The organism is Paraburkholderia sp. DD10 (assembly GCF_049177125.1).
In the GTDB taxonomy this organism is placed as follows: Bacteria; Pseudomonadota; Gammaproteobacteria; order Burkholderiales; family Burkholderiaceae; genus Paraburkholderia; species Paraburkholderia terricola.
Window position 1 is genome coordinate 904,013 of sequence record NZ_CP185392.1, and the last position, 19,377, is coordinate 923,389.

At 64.1% G+C, this 19,377-nt stretch carries 14 protein-coding genes; 6 read left to right on the forward strand and 8 right to left on the reverse strand.

Annotated features, from left to right (window positions below):
* The first annotated feature begins 29 nt into the window (after window positions 1-29).
* On the forward strand, window positions 30-1,397 hold the full coding sequence (locus ACOCG7_RS04245) for an MFS transporter (RefSeq protein WP_421376951.1): 1,368 nt from the start codon (window positions 30-32) through the stop codon (window positions 1,395-1,397).
* Between the two features lie 93 nt (window positions 1,398-1,490).
* Here the strand turns inward: ACOCG7_RS04245 and ACOCG7_RS04250 are convergent, their stop codons facing one another.
* The 3 genes from ACOCG7_RS04250 to ACOCG7_RS04260 all read right to left on the reverse strand — a co-directional run bounded on the left by ACOCG7_RS04250 (window position 1,491) and on the right by ACOCG7_RS04260 (window position 4,608).
* On the reverse strand, window positions 1,491-2,201 hold the full coding sequence (locus ACOCG7_RS04250; RefSeq protein WP_073432068.1) for a TetR family transcriptional regulator: 711 nt from the start codon (window positions 2,199-2,201) through the stop codon (window positions 1,491-1,493).
* A 91-nt stretch (window positions 2,202-2,292) separates the two neighbouring features.
* Window positions 2,293-3,597, reverse strand: a complete 1,305-nt coding sequence (locus ACOCG7_RS04255) for an NAD(P)/FAD-dependent oxidoreductase (RefSeq protein WP_083086397.1) — start codon at window positions 3,595-3,597, stop codon at window positions 2,293-2,295.
* Between the two features lie 78 nt (window positions 3,598-3,675).
* Entirely contained in the window at window positions 3,676-4,608 is a 933-nt protein-coding gene (locus ACOCG7_RS04260; protein ID WP_073432070.1) for a dihydrodipicolinate synthase family protein, read from the reverse strand.
* Window positions 4,609-4,757: 149 nt separating this feature from the next.
* Between ACOCG7_RS04260 and ACOCG7_RS04265 the strand changes: the two genes are divergently transcribed.
* Together ACOCG7_RS04265 and ACOCG7_RS04270 are read left to right on the forward strand one after the other, a co-directional pair.
* Window positions 4,758-5,693 carry a LysR family transcriptional regulator gene (locus tag ACOCG7_RS04265; RefSeq protein ID WP_421376954.1) on the forward strand — a complete coding sequence of 312 codons (936 nt, stop codon included), beginning with the start codon at window positions 4,758-4,760 and terminating at the stop codon, window positions 5,691-5,693.
* A 194-nt stretch (window positions 5,694-5,887) separates the two neighbouring features.
* Complete coding sequence (locus tag ACOCG7_RS04270; protein ID WP_073432072.1) at window positions 5,888-8,968, forward strand: transglycosylase domain-containing protein; 3,081 nt, start codon at window positions 5,888-5,890, stop codon at window positions 8,966-8,968.
* A gap of 69 nt (window positions 8,969-9,037) precedes the next feature.
* On the opposite strand, the gene ACOCG7_RS04275 is transcribed toward ACOCG7_RS04270, so the two are convergent.
* From ACOCG7_RS04275 to ACOCG7_RS04295, 5 genes are all read right to left on the reverse strand, one after another.
* Window positions 9,038-10,264, reverse strand: coding sequence for an ROK family transcriptional regulator (locus tag ACOCG7_RS04275; protein ID WP_073432073.1), 1,227 nt, complete (start codon window positions 10,262-10,264; stop codon window positions 9,038-9,040).
* A 31-nt stretch (window positions 10,265-10,295) separates the two neighbouring features.
* On the reverse strand, window positions 10,296-11,093 hold the full coding sequence (locus ACOCG7_RS04280) for an ATP-binding cassette domain-containing protein (RefSeq protein ID WP_073432074.1): 798 nt from the start codon (window positions 11,091-11,093) through the stop codon (window positions 10,296-10,298).
* 14 nt (window positions 11,094-11,107) lie between these two features.
* Window positions 11,108-12,094 (reverse strand): ABC transporter permease, encoded by a 987-nt coding sequence (locus tag ACOCG7_RS04285; protein WP_073432075.1) that lies wholly within the window; start codon window positions 12,092-12,094, stop codon window positions 11,108-11,110.
* Between the two features lie 86 nt (window positions 12,095-12,180).
* Window positions 12,181-13,185, reverse strand: a complete 1,005-nt coding sequence (locus ACOCG7_RS04290; RefSeq protein ID WP_073432076.1) for a sugar ABC transporter substrate-binding protein — start codon at window positions 13,183-13,185, stop codon at window positions 12,181-12,183.
* A 472-nt stretch (window positions 13,186-13,657) separates the two neighbouring features.
* Window positions 13,658-14,689 (reverse strand): LacI family DNA-binding transcriptional regulator, encoded by a 1,032-nt coding sequence (locus tag ACOCG7_RS04295; RefSeq protein WP_073432077.1) that lies wholly within the window; start codon window positions 14,687-14,689, stop codon window positions 13,658-13,660.
* A 192-nt stretch (window positions 14,690-14,881) separates the two neighbouring features.
* On the opposite strand from ACOCG7_RS04295, the gene ACOCG7_RS04300 reads away from it, so the two are divergent.
* From ACOCG7_RS04300 to ACOCG7_RS04310, 3 genes are read left to right on the forward strand one after another with little or no spacing between them, the layout of a single operon-like run.
* Complete coding sequence (locus ACOCG7_RS04300; protein WP_083086400.1) at window positions 14,882-16,036, forward strand: ABC transporter ATP-binding protein; 1,155 nt, start codon at window positions 14,882-14,884, stop codon at window positions 16,034-16,036.
* Between the two features lie 11 nt (window positions 16,037-16,047).
* Window positions 16,048-18,036, forward strand: coding sequence for a beta-galactosidase (locus ACOCG7_RS04305; protein WP_073432079.1), 1,989 nt, complete (start codon window positions 16,048-16,050; stop codon window positions 18,034-18,036).
* A 60-nt stretch (window positions 18,037-18,096) separates the two neighbouring features.
* On the forward strand, window positions 18,097-19,350 hold the full coding sequence (locus ACOCG7_RS04310) for an ABC transporter substrate-binding protein (RefSeq protein WP_073432080.1): 1,254 nt from the start codon (window positions 18,097-18,099) through the stop codon (window positions 19,348-19,350).
* Window positions 19,351-19,377 lie beyond the last annotated feature (27 nt).

The window sequence follows — 19,377 nt, forward strand, 5'->3', positions numbered from 1 at the left end:
TCGATGCCAGATCGAGGAGACGGACATACATGTCACAACCAACACAATCCAGTTCCGCTAACGCCACGCTCCAGACGGACGCCGCCGTGAGCACCCCGCGCCGCTCGAAAGCCCGCTATCAGATTCTCGCGCTGCTCGCGGTCGGCACGATGATCAATTATCTCGACCGCACGGTGCTCGGCATCGCGGCGCCGCAGTTGACCAAGGAACTCGGCATCAACGCCGCGCTGATGGGCCTGCTGTTCTCGGTGTTCTCGTGGAGCTACGTGGCCTCGCAGATTCCGGGCGGCCTGTTTCTCGACCGCTTCGGCAGCAAGCTCACGTATTTCCTCTCGATGACGCTGTGGTCGCTGTGCACGCTCGCGCAAGGACTCGTGAACGGCGTGGGCGGGCTGTTCGCGTTCCGGCTGGGTCTCGGCGTGTCCGAGGCGCCGTGTTTTCCGACCAATAGCCGCGTGGTGGCCACGTGGTTTCCGCAAAGCGAGCGCGCGATGGCGACCGGCACCTACACGGTCGGCGAATATATCGGCCTCGCCTTCTTCAGCCCGTTCCTGTTCATGCTGATGGGCGCGTTCGGCTGGCGCTCGCTGTTTCTGGTGGTGGGCGGCGCCGGCATCGTGTTCGGCGGCATCTGGTGGATGTTCTATCGCGAGCCGCGCGATCATCCGTCGGCGAATCAGGCGGAGTTGGACTATATCGAAGCGGGCGGCGGTCTCACGCACCGGAAAAAAGAAGCGGCTGCTTCGGGCGCTGAGCCCGCAGCGAAGACCGGCTTCGAATGGCGCACGATTGGGCGCCTGCTCAAGCACCGTCAACTGACAGGCATCTGCCTCGGCCAGTTCGCCGGCAATTCGACGCTGGTGTTCTTCCTCACCTGGTTTCCCACGTATCTCGCCACCGAACGTCATATGGCGTGGCTGAAGATCGGCTTCTTCGCGATCATGCCGTTCATTGCGGCGTCGATCGGCGTGATGTTCGGCGGTCTGTTCTCCGACTGGCTGCTGCGTCGGGGCAAGTCGGCGAACGTGGCGCGCAAGCTGCCGATCATCGCCGGCCTACTGCTCGCGTCGACGATCATTCTCGCCAACTACGTCCAGAGCAACGTGGCGGTGATCGCGATTCTGTCGGTGGCGTTTTTCGCGCAAGGCATGGCCGCCCTGGGCTGGACCCTGGTGTCGGACATCGCGCCCGACGGCCTGCTCGGCGTGACCGGCGGCATCTTCAACTTCGCGGCGAATCTGGCCGGCATCATAACGCCGCTGGTGGTGGGTTTCATCGTGGCGGCGACCGGCTCGTTCGTCGGCGCGCTGGTGTTCATCGGCGTGATCGCCTTGATCGGCGCGCTGTCGTATATCTTCATCGTCGGCGACATCAAGCGGATCGTGCTGGTGCATTGAGCGATTCGACTCGATCGCAACCAGACGGATCGAGCAAATAAAAAAGCGGAACGCGGCGAGGCCGCGTTCCGCTTTTTTCGTTTCCGGCCGGCTTCAGTTTTCCTTGCGCACGAAACGCAGCACGGCGTCGACGATCATCGCGCGATGCCGCGCGCGCAAGCGCGGATGCGACGGATCGCGCCCGAACGCCGTGCCGAACGTATGGCGATTACCGACGCGATGAAAACACAGCGAACTGATCAATAAATGCAGATCGATCGCATCGACGTCGCTGCGAAACTGCCCGGACGCGATGCCGCGCGCGAGCAGATCCTCGATCGTATGAATGACGGTGACGTTGCGGCCTTTGAAGGTCTTGACCTGCTCGACGTACTTCGCGCCGTGAATGTTTTCGATCGTCACTAGACGCACGAAATCGCGCTGGCGGTCGTGATAATCGAAGGTGAACTCGACCAGCGCGCGCATGCCCTCGACCGGATCGAGTTCGCTGATGTGCAGATCCTGTTCGAGCGCGCGAATGTCGCCGTACACTTTTTCAAGCACGGCCTGATACAAGCCTTCCTTGCTGCCGAAGTAGTAGTACAGCATGCGCTTGGTGGTGTTCGTGCGTTCCGCGATCGCGTCGACGCGTGCGCCCGTCAGGCCCATCGCGGAGAACTCCTGAGTCGCGACTTCGAGGATATTGCGCTTGGTCTGTTCGGGATCGTACTTGCGTCGGGCGTCGCTGCGCCGGGCGTCGGTGCGCGGCGTCTCGGACGGGATGCCGTTGGTATCAGGCTCGGCGGCCTTGCTTCCCTTTTTCATTGTGTATTCGAGCGCCAGTGACGGCGCATTCTAGCATGGTGAAAACGGCCTCTGGCGCGGGTTTCGGGCATGACGAGCCGTGCCTCGGCGGTTATCGGGAGGACGAGCGGTGCGGCCGGCGGCGCGCGGCGAGCGCGTCGCGCGCCTGCATGGCGGTGTAGGTCAATTGCGCGGCCGCGAGACCGAACGCGCCGTAAGCGGGCGTCAGGCCGAACGCCGCGAACGCTTCCGGCACCGGCCGCTCGCCCGCGATGGCCGCCGCCAGCAGTTCACCGGACACGGTGGTCGGCGCCATGCCGTGTCCGCCGAAGCCGACCGCGTACCAGACGCCGTCCGCGCCGCGGCCGATTTGCGGCATCTTGTGACGCGCGTAACTCATCAGGCCGCCCCACGCATAGTCGATACGCACGTCGTGCAATTGCGGATAGACCTTCAGCAGATCGCGCCGCAACAGCCGCGCGATGACTTCGGGCGCGCGGTCGCGCACCGAGATGCGGCCGCCCCACAGAATGCGCGTGTCGGGCAGCGGGCGGTAATAATCGAAGGCGAAGCGCGTGTCGTAGACGGCCGCGCGCGTGTCGATCGCGTCTTTCAGGCGTGCGCCGAGCGGTTCCGTTGCAATGACGTAAGTGGCGATCGGCAGCACCGTGCGCTCGACCTTCGGATAGACGTTGCGCGCATAGCCGCCGCCGGCCATCACGACGTGACGCGCTTCGAGCGAGCCATGCGGCGTATGCACGACGAACCCCGCGCCCTCGGGTTGCAGGCGCACCACGGGCGAATGCTCGTGGATCCGCACGCCGGCATTGGCCGCCGCGGCGGCGACGCCCAGCACGTATTTCAGCGGATGAAAGTGGAACGCGTGGCGCTCGAGGAGCCCGCCGTGATAACGGTTCGTCTTCAGTTGCAAAGCGAGTTGCGCGGCCGGCACCGGTTCCCATTCGACGCCGAACGAATCGCGCATCAAGCGCCGCTGCGAATCGAGCAGCGCCGGCTCGTCGAACCAGTTGGCGAGGATCACGCCGGCATCGGTCACGTCGCAATCGATGCGGTAACGCTGGATACGCTTGCGCATCAGATCGACCGCATCCGTGGTCAGCGCATACAGCTCGCGGGCGCGAGAGGCCCCAAGCGTTTTCAGCAGGTCCGCGCAATCGAGGCTGTAGCCGCCGAACACGAACCCGCCGTTGCGCCCGGATGCGCCGAAGCCGACCTGCTCGGCTTCGAGTACGGCAACATCGCCGACACCGCGCTCGGCGAGCCCCAACGCGGTCGACAAACCCGCGAGCCCGCCGCCGACGATGCAGACGTTTACGCCGCGCCGGCCGGTTAGCGGCGCGTAAGCAGACGCGAGCCCGGAAGCGCGCGTGACAGTGGCTTCGTAATAGCTTTGCATCCGGCTAGGTTAGCCGCAAGCGCGCGCCCGCGTCCAGTGCGCGTGCCCCGCGTCTGCTCGCACCTGCTCGAACCAGCCTTAACGGCCCCAGCGCAGCACCAGCGGATCGAGCCGCCGCGCGACTTTCAGCAGCCCTTCACGCGTGGCCGGATGCATCTGCGGCAACGGATGGCGCACCGCGTCCGAGCGGATCACGCCGCCTTCCTTCATCAAGGCCTTGCACGACGCGAGACCGCCCTGGCGGTTTTCGTAGTTGATCAATGGCAGCCATTGCTGATAATGCGCGGCGGCCGCTTCCGTGTCGCCGGCCGCGTAAGCGTCGACGATCAGACGGATACCGTCGGCATAGCCGCCGCCCGTCATCGAGCCCGTTGCGCCCGCATCGAGATCGGCCATCAGCGTGATGGCCTCCTCGCCGTCCCACGGACCCACCACCGCTTCGCCGCCCAACTCGATCAGTTCGCGCAGCTTGTTCGCCGCTTGCGGCACTTCGATCTTGAAGTACGACACGTTTTCCAGTTCACGCGCCATGCGCGCGAGGAACGGCGCGGACAACGCCGTGCCGCTGACCGGCGCATCCTGGATCATGATCGGAATGTCGATCGCATCGGACACCGTGCGATAGAACTCGTAAATGCCGCGCTCGCCGATGCGGATCGTCGCGCCGTGATACGGCGGCATGATCATCACCATCGCGGCGCCCGCGGCTTGCGCGCTGCGGCTGCGCTCGGCGCACTGATGCGAGCTGAAGTGCGTGGTCGTGACGATCACGGGCACGCGCCCCGCGACCTGCTCGAGCACAACGTGCATCAGCGTGTTGCGCTCGTCGTCGGAAAGGGCGAACTGCTCGGAGAAGTTCGCGAGGATGCACAGGCCGTTCGAACCCGCGTCGATCATGAAGTCGATGCAGCGTTTCTGGCCTTCGAGGTCGAGGCGGCCCGCTTCGTCGAAGATGGTCGGCGCGACGGGGAACACGCCGCGCAGCGCGGCAGGATTGCGTAGTTGGGTCATGGCGATGTGCGTGGTTTGACGGTGATGAGCGAAGCTCGTTTGAATGTCTCCGTCGCCGACTATACGGCGGCGGGCACGGCGGGTATAGTGAATTGTTTCCATCTTGTGATCGCTTTTGCGACTCACGTGCTTTTGCGATCCGCCGAACCATGAAAGACACCTTCAACACGCTGCTGTCGAAACTGCGCATGAAGCAGTTGCAATTGCTGATCGCGCTGGACGACCAGAAGTCGCTGCACAAGGCGGCCGGCGCGATGTCGATGACGCAATCGGCCGCGAGCAAGGCGTTGCAGGAACTGGAATCGATGCTGGAAGCCCCGCTCTTCGAGCGCTCGAAAAGCGGCATGATCCCGAATCAGCTCGGTCATTGCGTGATCCGCTATGCGCGCCTCGTGGCGACCGATCTCACCGCGCTATGCCAGGACGTCGCGGAGATTCGTTCGGGGCGCGGCGGACGTCTCGCGATCGGCGCGATCATGGGCGCGATTCCGGCGTGCGTGGTGCCGGCGCTGAATCAACTGCATACGGGGCAGCCGAATCTGTCGATCGAAGTGGTGGAAGACACCAGCGCGCGCATGCTCCAGCAACTCGACGACGGACGGCTCGATCTGGTGATCGGCCGCGCGGCGGTCGCCGCCGATCCGTCGAAGTATCACTATCGTCCGCTGGGCGACGAGCCGTTATCGGTGGTGGTCGGTCATAACCATCCACCGTTGCCGAAGAGAGAAGTAAAACTGGCCGAGTTGGCCGCGCACCGTTGGGTGGTCTATCCGTCACATATGCCGTTGCATGCGCTGCTCGAACGGGAAATGGATCTCGCCGGACTCGAAATGCCCGATAACCCTATTTCAACTGCATCGACTTTCGTGACCGTCGCGCTTTTGCAAAGCAGCGCCGAACTGGTTTCGTTATTGCCGACCGCGATTGCCGAGTTGTTCGTTCGGCAAAAAATGCTGCGCCTTGTGCCGGTCAAGCTGAAATCGCCGTCGCAAACCTTCGGCGTCGTCACGCGCAAGGGCGGCGTGCTGTCGCCGCCGGCGCAGCAATTCATCGAACTGCTGCGCGCGCGGCAAAAAGTTAGCTAACGCGCATTTTTTGGTGCGAGAAAAGTTCTTCAATATCGCACGGCAATTCACGCCGCGCCATGTCTCGTCAGCAGATGTTGTACCCGTGACACCTTCGGGTAAATCCGAACCGATTAAAGCCTCGCGTTCCGCGCTACACTGAGTTGAAGGTGCGCCAGATTAATAAGCATGGCGCCGGCTCGGGGAGAGCAACCATGAATCGGCCACTGGTTCGGCTTCCACTTCGCACGGCGGGTACGGCGCCTGTTCGCAAGTGGTTCAAATGGGGGCTGGCGGCAGCGTTTCTGCTTGCGCTAGCCGCAGCGGCACGCTTCTGCCAGGTCGAAATCGAAACGTCGCGCCTGCAGGCGCGCTACCTCTCCGAACTGACACGCGACGTGGGTTTCTCGGTCGCGGACGGTCCGAGCCACTCCATCCGCTTCCCTCAGACAAGTCAAGGCCCTTACGACAGCCGTCTCGGCTACGCGTTGCTGCCGTCGATCCAGCAGCGGCTGCTCGAACGCGGCTTCGAAATCACCTCGCAGGCGCGCAGTTCGGAGCGCATGTTGTCGCTGGCGGATAACGGTCTCTTTCTGCCCTACGTCGAAAAAGATCAGGCGGGTTTGCAACTCTTCGACGGCACCGGCGCGCCGCTTTTTGGTGCGCGGTTTCCGGGCCGCGTGTATGACAGCTTCGAGGCCATTCCGCCACTCATCGTCAATTCGCTGCTTTTTATCGAAGATCGCTATCTGCTCGATCCGAGCCAGCCCAACCGCAATCCGGCGATCGACTGGGGACGCTTTAGCCGCGCGGTGGTCGACCAGGGCGCGCGTGTTTTCAACCATCATCAATCGACGCCTGGCGGCAGCACGCTTGCCACGCAGATCGAAAAATTCCGCCACTCCGAGGGCGGGCGCACCGCGACGCCGCCCGAGAAATTGCGGCAAATCGCATCGGCTTCGGTGCGCGCCTATCTGGACGGTCCGCAGACCATGCCCGCGCGTCAGCAGATCGTCGTGCATTACCTGAACTCGGTGCCGCTTGCGGCGCAACCGGGCATCGGCGAGATCAACGGCATCGGCGACGGTCTCGCCGCCTGGTACGGCCGCGATTTCAGCGACGTGAACCGCATCCTGAACGCGCCGTCGACTCCCGGGAATCTGCCCGGGCAGGGCGTGGCCTTCCGTCAGGTGCTCTCGCTGATGATCGCGCAGCGCGCGCCCTCGCGTCTGCTGCACAGCGGCTATGCCGAACTCGAACGTCTGACGGATAGCTATCTGCGGCTCCTGGCGAACGGCGGCATCATCTCCATGCCGCTGCGCGATGCCGCGTTGTCGGCGCAGGTCGAACTGCGCCGTGCGCCTACCCGAACGCAGAGCGTTGACTCGTTCGTATCGCGCAAGGCCGTCACGTCGATGCGCTCGAATCTGTTGGCCGCGCTCGGCGTGAAGAGTTTCTACGAACTCGATCGCCTGGACTTGCAAGCGAAGGGCACGCTCAACAACGCCGTGCAACAGGCCGTGAGCGAACGGCTCGCCGCCGCCGCGACGCGCGACGGCGCGCAAACCGCGGGTCTCGTCGGCTTTCATATGTTGCGCCCCGCGGACGACCCCTCGAAGATCGCCTATAGCTTCACGCTGTTCGAACGGCGCGACGGCGCCAACCTCGTGCGGGTGCAAACGGACAGCGTCAACCAGCCGTTCGATATCAACTCGGGCGCGCGGCTGAATCTCGGCTCCACGGCAAAACTTCGCACGATGGTGACGTACTTGCAGATCGTCTCCGACTTGCATGCGCGTTTTGCGCCGTTCAGCCCCGCTGAGCTGAAGGCCGTCAAGCCCGATCCGAACGACAGGTTGACCCGCTGGGCGCTCGACTATTTCGCGCACACCTCCGACCGTTCGCTGCAAGCCATGCTCGACGCGGCCGTCGAACGCAAATACTCGGCGAGCGCGGGCGAAACGTTCTACACGGGCGGCGGCGCGCAAACCTTCAACAATTTCGAAGCCGAGGACAACGGCCGCATCCTGACTCTTCATAGCGCGTTCCAGCATTCGGTGAACCTGGTGTTCGTGCGGCTGATGCGCGATATCGTCAACTACGAGATGATGCGGACCACCGGGTCGTCGTCGCAATGGCTCGGCGATCCGGCGACCCGCAAGATGTACCTGACGCGTTTCGCCGATCAGGAAAGCCGCGTATACATGAGCCGTTTCTACACGAAGTATCACGGCAAGACACGCGATCAGCAGTTGGCCCTGCTGCTGCTCGGCGTGCGCAAGTCGCCGCCCAAGGTGGCGACGGTGCTGCGCAGCGTGGCGCCCGACGAGTCCAACGCATGGTTCAACGCGAGGATGCGCGCCGCGCTGAAGAACACGCCGGCCGCCACGATACTCGACGATGAAGACCTCGCGAAGCTATACGGCAAGTACGCGATCGACCGCTTTAATCTGAACGACCGTGGCTATATTTCGAGTGTTCATCCGCTGGAGTTGTGGCTCGTCAATTACTTGCGCGAACGTCCCGACGCAACGCTCAGCGAGATTCAGAACGCGAGCCGCGACGTGCGCCTGTCGACGTATTCGTGGCTCTTCAAGACCCGCTATCACGCGACGCAAGACCGCCGCATCAAGCGCATGGTGGAGTTGCGCGCCTACGAGGCGATCGGCAAATCGTGGCAAGCGCTCGGCTATCCGTTCGCGACGCTCACGCCTTCGTATGCCGCGGCGATCGGCGCATCGGGCGATCGGCCCGCCGCGCTCGCGCAACTGATCGGGCTGATCGCCAACGACGGCAACAAGGTGCCGACCGAAAGCCTCACGCAACTCGACTTCGCGAAAGACACGCCGTACGAGACGCATTTCAAACGTGCGGCGGTGGCGCCGCAACAGCAAATCTCGCCGGAAATCGCGGCGGTGATGAAGGGGCTGCTGCGTGACGTCGTGACGGGCGGCACGGCCCGGCGTCTCGCGCAAGGCATGACGTTCCCCGATGGTCAGACGCTTCAGGTCTACGGCAAGACCGGCACCGGCGATCAGCGCTTCAATGTGTTCGCCAAGGGCGCACGGCTGATCGAATCGCGCAAGGTCAACCGCAGCGCGACTTTCGTGTTCGCGATGGGCGATCGTTTCTACGGCACGCTGACCGCGTGGGTGCATGAACCCTATGCGGCTCACTACGAGTTCACGAGCGCGTTGTCGGTGCAGTTGCTGAAGTCGATGGCGCCGGCATTGCAACCGTTGCTGGACGAACAACCCGCCGATACCGCGTCGATCACGAAGGTGGACGCGCATTGAGCGGCTCATTCAGCGGAACGGTGCCGCATGAGACCGATGCCCGGCAACACGGACCGCGCCTGACAGCGTCTAATAAACCGCGTCCACGGCGGGCTTGAGAAACAGCTCGTGCGTCGGCGCGAAATGCGCGTACAGCGGCAGAATCGCGCCGCCCATTGCTCGCGCGTCCGCGCCGATGGTGCCCTCCAGCAGTTGCGGACGCACCATGCCTTCCCATTCGAAGCGATCGAGCACACGCTCGGTGCGGCGAATGATTTCCCGCACCAGTTGCCGGTCGAGTTCGCCGTCGATCACCACCGCTTCGAGGTCGAGCAACGCGGCCGCGTTGGTCAGCGCGTTGGCGATCGCGGGGCAGGCGGTATCGAGCCACTGCTCGGTGTGACGCCACAGGTCCGGCGACAACGCCCGATGATCGTGCGCGGCGGCGGGCGGCACGCCCGCATCGCTCAGCAACTGTTCCAGAACGAAGCCGGACGCCGCGTGCAGCAGTTGCCGCGCGGGTTTGCGCGCGCTGCCGTCGCGCAGCGGAATCGAGCCGACCGCGCCGGCGTTGTCGTGCGGCCCGCCATGCAAACGGCCGTCGATCACGAGGCCGCCGCCGATGAACGTGCCGACGAACAGGTACAGAAAGTTGTGAATGCCGCGGCCCTGGCCCATCACGAGTTCGGCGGCGCAGGCGGCCGTGGTGTCCTTGGCGAACTCGACGGGCAAACCCGTCATGCCCGCAATGCGGCTGCGCAAGTCGATCTCGTGCCATGCGCCCAGGGCGTCGGGCGGCGCGCCGAGAAAGTCGCGCCAGCCGCCGAGCCACAAAGGCGCGGCCACGCCCACGCCGACCACTTTGCCGGCCTTCGCGCCGAGCGTCTGGTTCACGCGCGCCAGTCTGCTTTCGAGCGCGGGAAACAGCGTGCGGGGATCGGGATACGCATACTCGAATACATCGCGGCACACCACGCGGCCCGCGAAATCCATCGCCAGCACGTCGAGACTGCGGCGCCCCACCTTGACGCCGATGGTGTACGCGCCGTCCGCGCGCAACGCGATCGGCACCGAGGGCTGGCCGATCTTGCCGCGCACGCGCGCCTGCTTTTCGAGCAGACCGTCGTCGATCAAACGGTCGACGATCATCGAGACGCTCTGCATCGAAAGACGCGTCAAGCGGCCCACGTCGGCTTTCGGCAGCGGCCCATGCAAGCGGATCGCCTGCAACACGATCCGTTCGTTGAACTGCCGCATGCCGACCTGATTCGAGCCGACCGTGCGTTTCAGGGGCGGGCGCGTGCCGGTGGTATCCATCGTCGCGAGCCCGCTCAACAGGATGCGTGCATCATGCGATCGCCTTGACGTCCGCTTCCTTCGCGCCCGTCATGATCGCGACGGCCTCCGACATATGCACGTCCTTCGTATTGACGAGCGCCGCGCGCCGGCCGAGCCGCTGAATGTGGATGCGGTCGGCCACTTCGAACACGTGCGGCATGTTGTGGCTGATCAGGATCACCGGCAGGCCGCGATCGCGCACGCGCCGGATCAGTTCGAGCACCATGTTGCCTTCCTTCACGCCGAGCGCGGCGGTGGGCTCGTCGAGAATCACGACGTGCCGCGCGAAGGCCGCGCTGCGCGCCACGGCCACGCCTTGACGCTGACCGCCCGACAGGGTTTCGACCGCCTGACGCATCGAACGGATGCCGATCTGCAGGTCTTTCATATGCGAGGTCGCTTCTTCCAGCATGCGGCGCTTGTCGATCATCTTGAAGATCGAGCCGCGCCAGCCGGGCTTGAGCAGTTCGCGGGCGAGGAACAGGTTTTCGGCGATGCTCATCGCCGGCGCGACCGCGAGTTCCTGGTACACGGTCTCGATGCCTTGGGCGCGCGCATCCAGCGGGCTGCGGAATTTGACCGGCTGGCCGTCGAGCAGAATCTCGCCTTCATCCGGCACGGTGGCGCCGGAAAGCGCCTTGATCAACGACGATTTGCCCGCGCCGTTGTCGCCGATCACGGCGAGGATTTCGCCGGGCAGCACTTCGAAATCGCAGCCGTCGAGCGCGGTGACGTTGCCGTAGCGTTTGACGAGTCCGCGTGCTTGCAGAACCGGCATCGCGGGAGAAGCGGAAGGTGATGTCGACATGAGAGGTGTCTCCGTTAACCGCGACGATGAGAGAGTTTGTCCGCGGCTACCGCGAGAATCACCAGCATGCCGGTGATCAACACCTGATAGACCGAGGAAACGCCGATCAAGGTCAAGCCATTGCGGAACACGCCGACGATCAGCGCGCCGAGCAGCGTGCCGACGATCGAGCCGCGTCCGCCGAACAGACTCGTGCCGCCGAGCACGACCGCGGTAATGCTGTCGAGGTTCTCGGTTTGCCCCGCCTGCGGATCGCCCACGCCGGTTCGCGACACCGACAGCAGCGCGGCGATGCCATAGATCGCGCCGGCAAGCGAATACACGGTGAGCAGAATCTTCTGCGACGACAGGCCCATCAGCCGCGCGGCCTCGGCGTTATTGCCGAGCGCATACAAATGCCGGCCCGGAACCGTGTCGCGCAACACGAACCATGTGGCGAGATACATCAGCAGCGTAAGCACCGTGCCGTAGGTGACATCGGCGGGACCGAGCTTGAAGGTGTTGCCGAAGAACATGATCGCGTCGGGCAGGTTCGACACGCTCTCCGCGTTCGAATAGATCTGCGTGAGCGCGAACGCAATGTTCAGCGTACCCAGCGTGACGATGAACGCGGGCAGCTTGATGCGCGTGATCAGCACGCCGTTGAGCGCGCCGAACAGCGTGCTCGCGGCCACGCCGCACAGAATCGCAAGCGCGGGCGGCACGCCGAGCGTGACCGCGAATTTGGTCATGATGATCGAGCCGAACGCCATCACCATCCCGCATGACAGGTCGATGCCGCCGGTCAGCACGATCAGCGTCTGGCCGATCGCGATTACCGCGACCACCATGGTCTGTTGCAGGATCAGCGAGAGATTCTGGAACGACAGAAAACGGCTGCTCTGCGAAATGAAGAAGCCGCAGGCCAGCACCAGCGCGATCAGCGGGCCGACCTCGGCGAGCGACGGCAGACGGTCGGTGAAGTGGCGCGAGTGGCCGACGGGCGCGGTGGGAGTCGACATGATGAAGGTCCTCGATGCATGAGCGTGGCGTGGCCACGCGGCGAGTCAGAGGCGTCCCGGCGCACCGGGCCGCCATGCAGTGCGCGTTACTTGTTGCCCCAGCAGTTGTCGAGGCCGAACTTCGTATCCTTGCTGTCGACGCCGGACATCGGCTTGTCGCTGATCAGCGTCACGCCCGTGTCCTGATAGCCGGAGACCTTCTTGCCGGTCTTCGCATACTCGACGCCCGCCGTCACGCCGAGCGCGGCCATCTTCAGCGGATACTGCTGCGAGGTCGCGGCGATCGCGCCGGCCTTCACATTGCGCACGCCTTCGCAGCCGCCGTCGATCGAGACGATCATCACGCTCTTGTCCTTGCCCGCCGCCTTGAGCGCGCGATAAGCGCCCGCCGCCGCCGGTTCGTTGATCGTGTAGACCACGTTGATGTCGGGCGATTTCTGCAGGCAGTTTTCCATCGCCGTTTGTCCCTTCGACTGATCGCCGCGCGTGTCCTGGCTGCAGACGATCGACGGATCGCCTTCCTTCACGCCGAAGCCTTCGAGGAAGCCGTTATGACGCAACACGCCGACCGATACGCCGGGTGCGAGATCGAGCGTGGCGATCTTCGCGGGTTTGCCGTTCAGCGCGGCTTTCGCGTATCGGCCGATCAGCACGCCGGCCTTGAAGTTGTCGGTGGCGAAGAGGGCGTCGGTGGCGTCTTGCGGATCGGTGGGCGTGTCGAGCGCGACCACCATCACGCCGGCGGCGCGCGCTTTCTTGATGCTCGGCACGATCGCCTTCGTGTCGCTCGGCGTGATCAGAATCGCCTTGGCGCCGGCCGTCAGCATGTTTTCGATCGCGGTGACCTGGCTCGCGTTGTCGCCGTCGAACTTGCCGGCCGCGGTGAGCAGCTTCGCGCCGTCTTTCGACGAGGCCGCTTCGGCGCCCTGTTTCATCTTCACGAAGAACGGATTGGTGTCGGTCTTGGTAATCAGGCCGACGATGGGCTGGTCGGCCGCCTGGCTGGCGCTCGCACACCACACCGCCGATGCGGCCACGCACATCGACACGATTTTCCTGGCGACAGGATGCCTGCGGGAATTCAGATTCATGGGACGCTCCTCCGATTATTGGCAACGACGTTATGAACTGCTGGCGGTTGCCCATGCGAACGCTGCGCGTCGGCAACCTGGTTTGTGAAACTGTGGGACGCGGATGCGGCCCGAAACCGGCCGCCTAAATCACTTAAGTTGATTTAGTACAGCAGGCGCGGCGACGCTCGTCAAGGAAACGATCCGCGCCGCCGAGGAGGCGGCAGCGTACGTGTGAGGGCGGAGCGCCATATGTGGCGGGGCTTGACGGCGGTAGTGCGGTGCAAGGTGGAGGGCCGGAACTTGGGGAAAGTCCTGGCTCGGTTGAAGGCTAGTTGTAATTTGAATTCGCCTTTTCGACGGCAAATGGTTACGCCGAGCAGGTGTCGGGTGACGCACGAAATGCGCGAGCGCGAGGGCACGGGTTGAACGTGCCAGGCACCGCGGCGCGAGTGCATGCCGCTTACATCACCGCAACACGTCACGCATCACATCACCGCAAACGCGGCGCTCCGGTGGACGCGCGCACGACGAGCTGCGGCGCGGATGAAACCAGCATCGGCACCTTCGTCGCGCCGCGACGCGCTTGTCCATACGACGACTCGATCAACTCGCGCAACAGCGAGACCGCGAGTCCGGCGACTTCGACCGTGGGCACGGCCACCGTCGTCAGCGCGGGCCGCGACTCGCGCGCAAGTTGAATGTCGGTGATGCCCACCACGGACAGGTCGCCCGGCACGTTCAGGCCGAGATCGGCGGCGGCGTGCATCGCGCCGAGCGCCGGCAGATCGTTGGTCGCGAAGATCGCGGTGAGCTTCGGGTCGGCTTCGAGCAACGCGCGCGTCGCGGTGTAGCCGCCCTGGATCGTGTCGGGTGCGTGCTTGACGCGTCCCTTCGGCGCGCCGGCCGCACGCAGCGCATCGACGAAACCTTGATAGCGTGCCGCGTGAATGCCCGAGGCCTTGCTGCCGACGATCGCGCCGATCCGCCGATGCCCGAGTTCCAGCAGATGCGTGCCGGCCAACTCGCCCGCCAGCCGGAAATCGACCGCGACGCACGGCAGCCCCGGCGGTTCATTGGGCCGCTCCCACATGCACAACACGACGGGCGTGCCGCGCGCTTCGGTCGCGTGAAGATCCGCGAAATCGAGGTTTGCATTCGTCACGAGCACGCCTTCGGAGAGCGTGCCGGCGATCTGGTCGAGATACGCGCGACCGCTCAGCGGATCTTCGTTGGTGTTGCAGATGATCAGGAACTGGCCGCGCGTGCGCGCCGCGCGTTCGACCGCGAGCGCGAACTCCGGGTAGAACGGATTGGCGATGCTCGACACCATCAACGCGAGCGTCGGTGCGCGGCCTTCGGCGAGCGCGCGGGCCGCGAGGTGAGGGCGATAGCCGAGCGCGGCGACGGCATCGAGCACGCGCTGACGCGTCGTCGCGCCGACGCGGCCGCGATTGCGCAGCACGTTGGACACCGTGGCCGGGGTAACGCCGGCGTGACGCGCGACTTCGCTGAGTGTGGGCATGGTGCTTTCAGTATTTGGGATAGGTGTCCGACATTTGCATCGTGGCCGAAGGCGCGGCACCATCTCTCGCACAGACAAACGATATCGGAGACAGGCGGGACCCCAACGATCGCATGCGGTCGATTTTTTTGGTCTTGCTGATTAAGCGCTTAATCTCCGACGTCGAGCCGATTAAATCACGGAGTCGATGCGATGGCGAGCATTTCGTTAAGAGGCGTGCAGAAGGCGTATGGCGACGGCGCGCTGGTGATCCGCGACGTCGATCTGGAGATCGGCGAAAACGAATTCTGCGTCTTTCTCGGCCCGTCCGGTTGCGGCAAGTCCACGCTGTTGCGCATGATCGCGGGACTCGAAGACCTCACTGAAGGCGACCTCTCGATCGGCGGGCGCGTCGTCAACGACGTGCCGTCGGCGCAGCGCGGCGTGGCGATGGTGTTCCAGAGCTACGCGCTGTTTCCGCACATGACCGTGTACGAGAACATGGCGTTCGGCCTGAAGCTCGCCAGGACGCCCAAGGACGAAATCGACCGCAAGGTGCGGGAAGCCGCGCGCATTCTGCAACTGGAAGCGCTGCTCGAGCGCCGGCCGAAGGCACTCTCCGGCGGCCAGCGGCAACGCGTGGCGATCGGCCGGGCCATCGTGCGCGAGCCGGGCGTGTTTCTGTTCGACGAACCGCTCTCCAATCTCGACGCCACGTTGCGCGGCCAGACCCGCATCGAAATCGCGCGGCTGCACAAGCAGTTCGCCACCGCGAGTGTGGTTTACGTGACGCACGATCAGATCGAAGCGATGACGCTCGCCGACAAGATCGTGCTGCTGCATGCGGGCAAGGACACCGAACGCTACGGCAGCATCGCGCAGATCGGCGCGCCGCTCGAGTTGTATCACCGTCCGCGCAGCCGCTTCGTCGCGGGTTTCATCGGCTCGCCGCGCATGAATTTTCTGCCTGCGCGCGTGACGTCGATCGATCCGCAAGGCGTGATCGTCACGCTCGATCACACCGGGGAAAACGTGCGTGTGCCGGTGAACGGCGAAGGACTGCAAGCGGCGCAGCCGGTCACGTTGGGCGTGCGCCCCGAACATCTGGAATTCGTCGATGCCTCTTTCGCGACGCCGGATAACGGCGTATTGACCCGCACCGTCTCTCTCGTCGAACAGCTCGGCGAACACAGCTATGTGCATCTCGATCAGCCCGGCGGCGCCGCGCTGATCGCCAAGGCGCCTGGCGACACACGTCTCGCGCCGGGTGACCGCGCGCACTTGCGCGTGCCGCGCCATGCCAGTCATTTGTTTACCGAGGACGGCTTCGCGGCCGCTTCGCTCGAATCCGTCGAACACTACGCATAGAGGACATTCGAATGCGCCTTGGAGTCTGTTATTACCCGGAACACTGGCCGGAGTCGATGTGGGAAGACGACGCTCGCCGGATGAAAGCACTCGGCATCGAGCAGGTGCGGATCGCGGAGTTTGCGTGGAGCAGGATCGAGCCGACGCCTGGCGAATACGACTGGGGCTGGCTCGATCGCGCGATCGACGTGTTGGGCGACGCCGGCTTGCAGGTCGTCATGTGCACGCCGACGGCGACGCCGCCCAAGTGGCTGATCGACCGCCATCCCGACATTCTGCCGGTCGGCGCGGATGGGCGTCCGCGCGCGTTCGGCTCGCGCCGTCATTATGATTTTTCGTCGCCTTCGTATTTCGCCGCCTCGCAGAAAATCTGCACGGCGATCGCCGAGCGTTACGGCAAGCATCCGGCCGTCGCTTATTGGCAGACCGACAACGAATTCGGTTGCCACCATACGGTGGTCAGCTATTCGAGCGCGGCAGTGGAGCGCTTTCGCGAATGGCTGAAGGCGCGTTATCAAACGGTCGACGCGCTCAATCGTGCGTGGGGCACGGTGTTCTGGAGCATGGAGTACCGCGGCTTCGAGGAAATCGACGCGCCGGTGGCGACCGTTACCGAGGCGCATCCGTCGCACCGGCTCGATTACCGGCGTTTCGCTTCCGACGAAGTCGCGCGCTACAACCGCATGCAGGTCGAGATCATCCGCGCGCATTCGCCGGGACGTCCGGTCGCGCATAACTTCATGCAGCTCTTCACCGAGTTCGATCATTACAAGGTGGCGGCCGATCTCGATGTCGCGAGTTGGGACAGCTATCCGCTCGGCGCGCTGGAGGAGCAATGGTTCGCACCGGACATCAAGGCGCGCTGGCTGCGCAGCGGGCATCCCGACTTCGCTTCGTTCAATCACGACGTGTACCGCGGCATGTCCAAGCTGCCGTTCTGGGTGATGGAGCAGCAGCCGGGTCCGGTGAACTGGGCGTTGTGGAATCCGGCGCCGTTGCCGGGCATGGTGCGCCTGTGGAGTTGGGAAGCGTTCGCGCACGGCGCGGGTTGCGTGTCGTATTTCCGTTGGCGTCAGGCGCCGTTCGCTCAGGAGCAGATGCATGCGGGCTTGAACACGCCCGATAACCGGCTCGACGTGGGCGGCAACGAGGCTGCGCAAGTGGCCAACGAAATTCGCACGGTGCTCGCGGCGAACGCCGATGCCAACGCCGCGATTCGCTCGAAAGTCGCGCTCGTCTACGACTATGAAGCGAAGTGGCTGTTCGAGATTCATCCGCAGGGCGCGGACTTTCACTATCCGCGTTTCGCCTTCGAGTATTACTCCGCGCTGCGCGCGCTCGGGCTCGACGTGGACGTCGTGCCGGTCGACGCGCCGCTCGACGGCTACCGTCTGATCGTCGTGCCGCCGCTGCCGGTTGTGCCGGACGATTTCGCGGCACGCCTCGCGCGTTCCGGCGCGCACGTCGTGTTCGGTCCGCGCACCGGTTCGAAGACTCACGATTTGCAGATTCCGGCCAACCTGCCGCCTGGGGCGCTTACCTCGGTGCTGCCGTTGCGCGTGTGGCGCGTCGAATCGATGCGGCCAAACGTGACCGAAGCCGTGCGGCTTACGGACAGCAACGACCCGAGCGTGGACGATGGCTTCGCGCGTCACTGGCGTGATTTCATCGACAGCGATGCGGCAGGTTCATTCGACGTGCGCGCGCGTTTTGCCGACGGTCATCCCGCCTATGTGCAAAGCGGCGCGTTTCATTACCTCGCGAGCCTGTTCGACGATGCGCTCACGATGCGGCTATTCTCACGCATCGCTCAGCAAGCGGGCCTCGATACGCTGTCGCTCGGCGAGAGCGTGCGGATCAGCCGGCGCGGCGCGCTGACCTACGTGTTCAACTACGGCGACGACGCGCACACGCTCGGCGAGGTGGACGACAAGGCTTTCGTGATCGGCTCACGCGTGGTTGAGCCGCAAGGCATCGCGGTCTATCGATCGAATGGATGAGCCAGGTTCCACGCAGCACCACAACGACGTAAAAATCGACGCATAAAGGAGACAGGCAGGATGAAACTGAAACCACGCAGGATTCTGTTGGCACTCGCGCTGGCCGCGGCGGCGGCTGGAACGTCCGTCGTCAGCACGGCGCAAGCCGGCACGCTCGCCGTGAATATCGCGTTCAAGGGCGCAAGCCAGCGCGCGGTCTGGCAGTCGACGATCGACGAGTTCAAGAAGGCGCACCCCGGCATCGACGTGAAGGTGTCGTTCATCGACGAAGAAGCGTACAAGGTTCAACTGCCGGGCTGGCTCTCCACCGTCGCGCCCGACATCGTCAACTGGCATGACGGCGAGCGCATGGCGTATTACGCGCAGCGCGGCCTGTTCGAGGATTTGAGCGGCGACTGGGCAAAGAACGGCTGGAACGACATGTATGCGTCGACCAAGGAAGCGTCGTCGTATAAAGGCAAGCAGTATGCCGCGCCGACCGTGTATTACTCGTGGGGCATGTTCTATCGCAAGGATCTGTTCCAGAAAGTCGGCATTACCGGCGAGCCGAAAACCTGGGATCAGTTTCTCGAAGACTGCAAGAAGCTGAAGGCCGCCGGCATCACGCCGATCGCGGTGGCGGGGCGCGATGCATGGACGCTCGCCGGCTGGTTCGATTATCTCGACCTTCGCCTGAACGGCAACGCGTTCCACCAGAAGCTGATGGCGGGCGAGATCGCCTACACCGATCCGCGCGTGAAGAAGGTCTACACGACGTGGAAGCAATTGATCGACGCGGGCTATTTCATCGACAACTCGCTGTCCTACGATCTGGATTCGGTGCAGCCGTTCCTGTTCCAGGGCAAGGCCGCGATGATGCTGATGGGCACGTTCATCACCGCCGGCTTTCCGCCGGGCGTGAAGCCGGAAATGGGCTATTTCCAGTTCCCGATCATCGACGACAAAGTGCCGACCGCCGAAGACGGGCCGGTCGAATCGCTGCACATTCCGTCGAAAGCGAAGAACAAGGCCGACGCCCACACGTTCCTCGCTTTCGTGGAGACGCCTGCAATCGGCGCGAAGCTGGCCGCCGGGCTCGGCTCGCTGTCGGCGAACAGCAAGTCGCCCGAGCCGGAAGATCCGATTTCGAAGATCGGTTTCCAGATTCTCGCGAACACGAAGGGCGGCATTGCGCAGTTCTACGACCGCGATATGACCAAGGAAATGGCCGATGAAGGGATGAAGGGAATGCAGCAGTTCATCTCCGACCCATCGAAGCTCGACAGCGTGCTCGCGCAACTCGAACAGACGCGCAAGCGCATCTACAAGAAGTAAGCGGTGGCGGCCTTGGGCCGCCGTTCG

Coding starts and splice junctions, on each gene's coding strand:
- ACOCG7_RS04245 (WP_421376951.1), top strand. CDS start 30: ATGTCACAACCAACACAATCCAGTTCCGCTAACGCCACGCTCCAGACG.
- ACOCG7_RS04250 (WP_073432068.1), bottom strand. CDS start 2,201: ATGAAAAAGGGAAGCAAGGCCGCCGAGCCTGATACCAACGGCATCCCG.
- ACOCG7_RS04255 (WP_083086397.1), bottom strand. CDS start 3,597: ATGCAAAGCTATTACGAAGCCACTGTCACGCGCGCTTCCGGGCTCGCG.
- ACOCG7_RS04260 (WP_073432070.1), bottom strand. CDS start 4,608: ATGACCCAACTACGCAATCCTGCCGCGCTGCGCGGCGTGTTCCCCGTC.
- ACOCG7_RS04265 (WP_421376954.1), top strand. CDS start 4,758: ATGAAAGACACCTTCAACACGCTGCTGTCGAAACTGCGCATGAAGCAG.
- ACOCG7_RS04270 (WP_073432072.1), top strand. CDS start 5,888: ATGAATCGGCCACTGGTTCGGCTTCCACTTCGCACGGCGGGTACGGCG.
- ACOCG7_RS04275 (WP_073432073.1), bottom strand. CDS start 10,264: ATGGATACCACCGGCACGCGCCCGCCCCTGAAACGCACGGTCGGCTCG.
- ACOCG7_RS04280 (WP_073432074.1), bottom strand. CDS start 11,093: ATGTCGACATCACCTTCCGCTTCTCCCGCGATGCCGGTTCTGCAAGCA.
- ACOCG7_RS04285 (WP_073432075.1), bottom strand. CDS start 12,094: ATGTCGACTCCCACCGCGCCCGTCGGCCACTCGCGCCACTTCACCGAC.
- ACOCG7_RS04290 (WP_073432076.1), bottom strand. CDS start 13,185: ATGAATCTGAATTCCCGCAGGCATCCTGTCGCCAGGAAAATCGTGTCG.
- ACOCG7_RS04295 (WP_073432077.1), bottom strand. CDS start 14,689: ATGCCCACACTCAGCGAAGTCGCGCGTCACGCCGGCGTTACCCCGGCC.
- ACOCG7_RS04300 (WP_083086400.1), top strand. CDS start 14,882: ATGGCGAGCATTTCGTTAAGAGGCGTGCAGAAGGCGTATGGCGACGGC.
- ACOCG7_RS04305 (WP_073432079.1), top strand. CDS start 16,048: ATGCGCCTTGGAGTCTGTTATTACCCGGAACACTGGCCGGAGTCGATG.
- ACOCG7_RS04310 (WP_073432080.1), top strand. CDS start 18,097: ATGAAACTGAAACCACGCAGGATTCTGTTGGCACTCGCGCTGGCCGCG.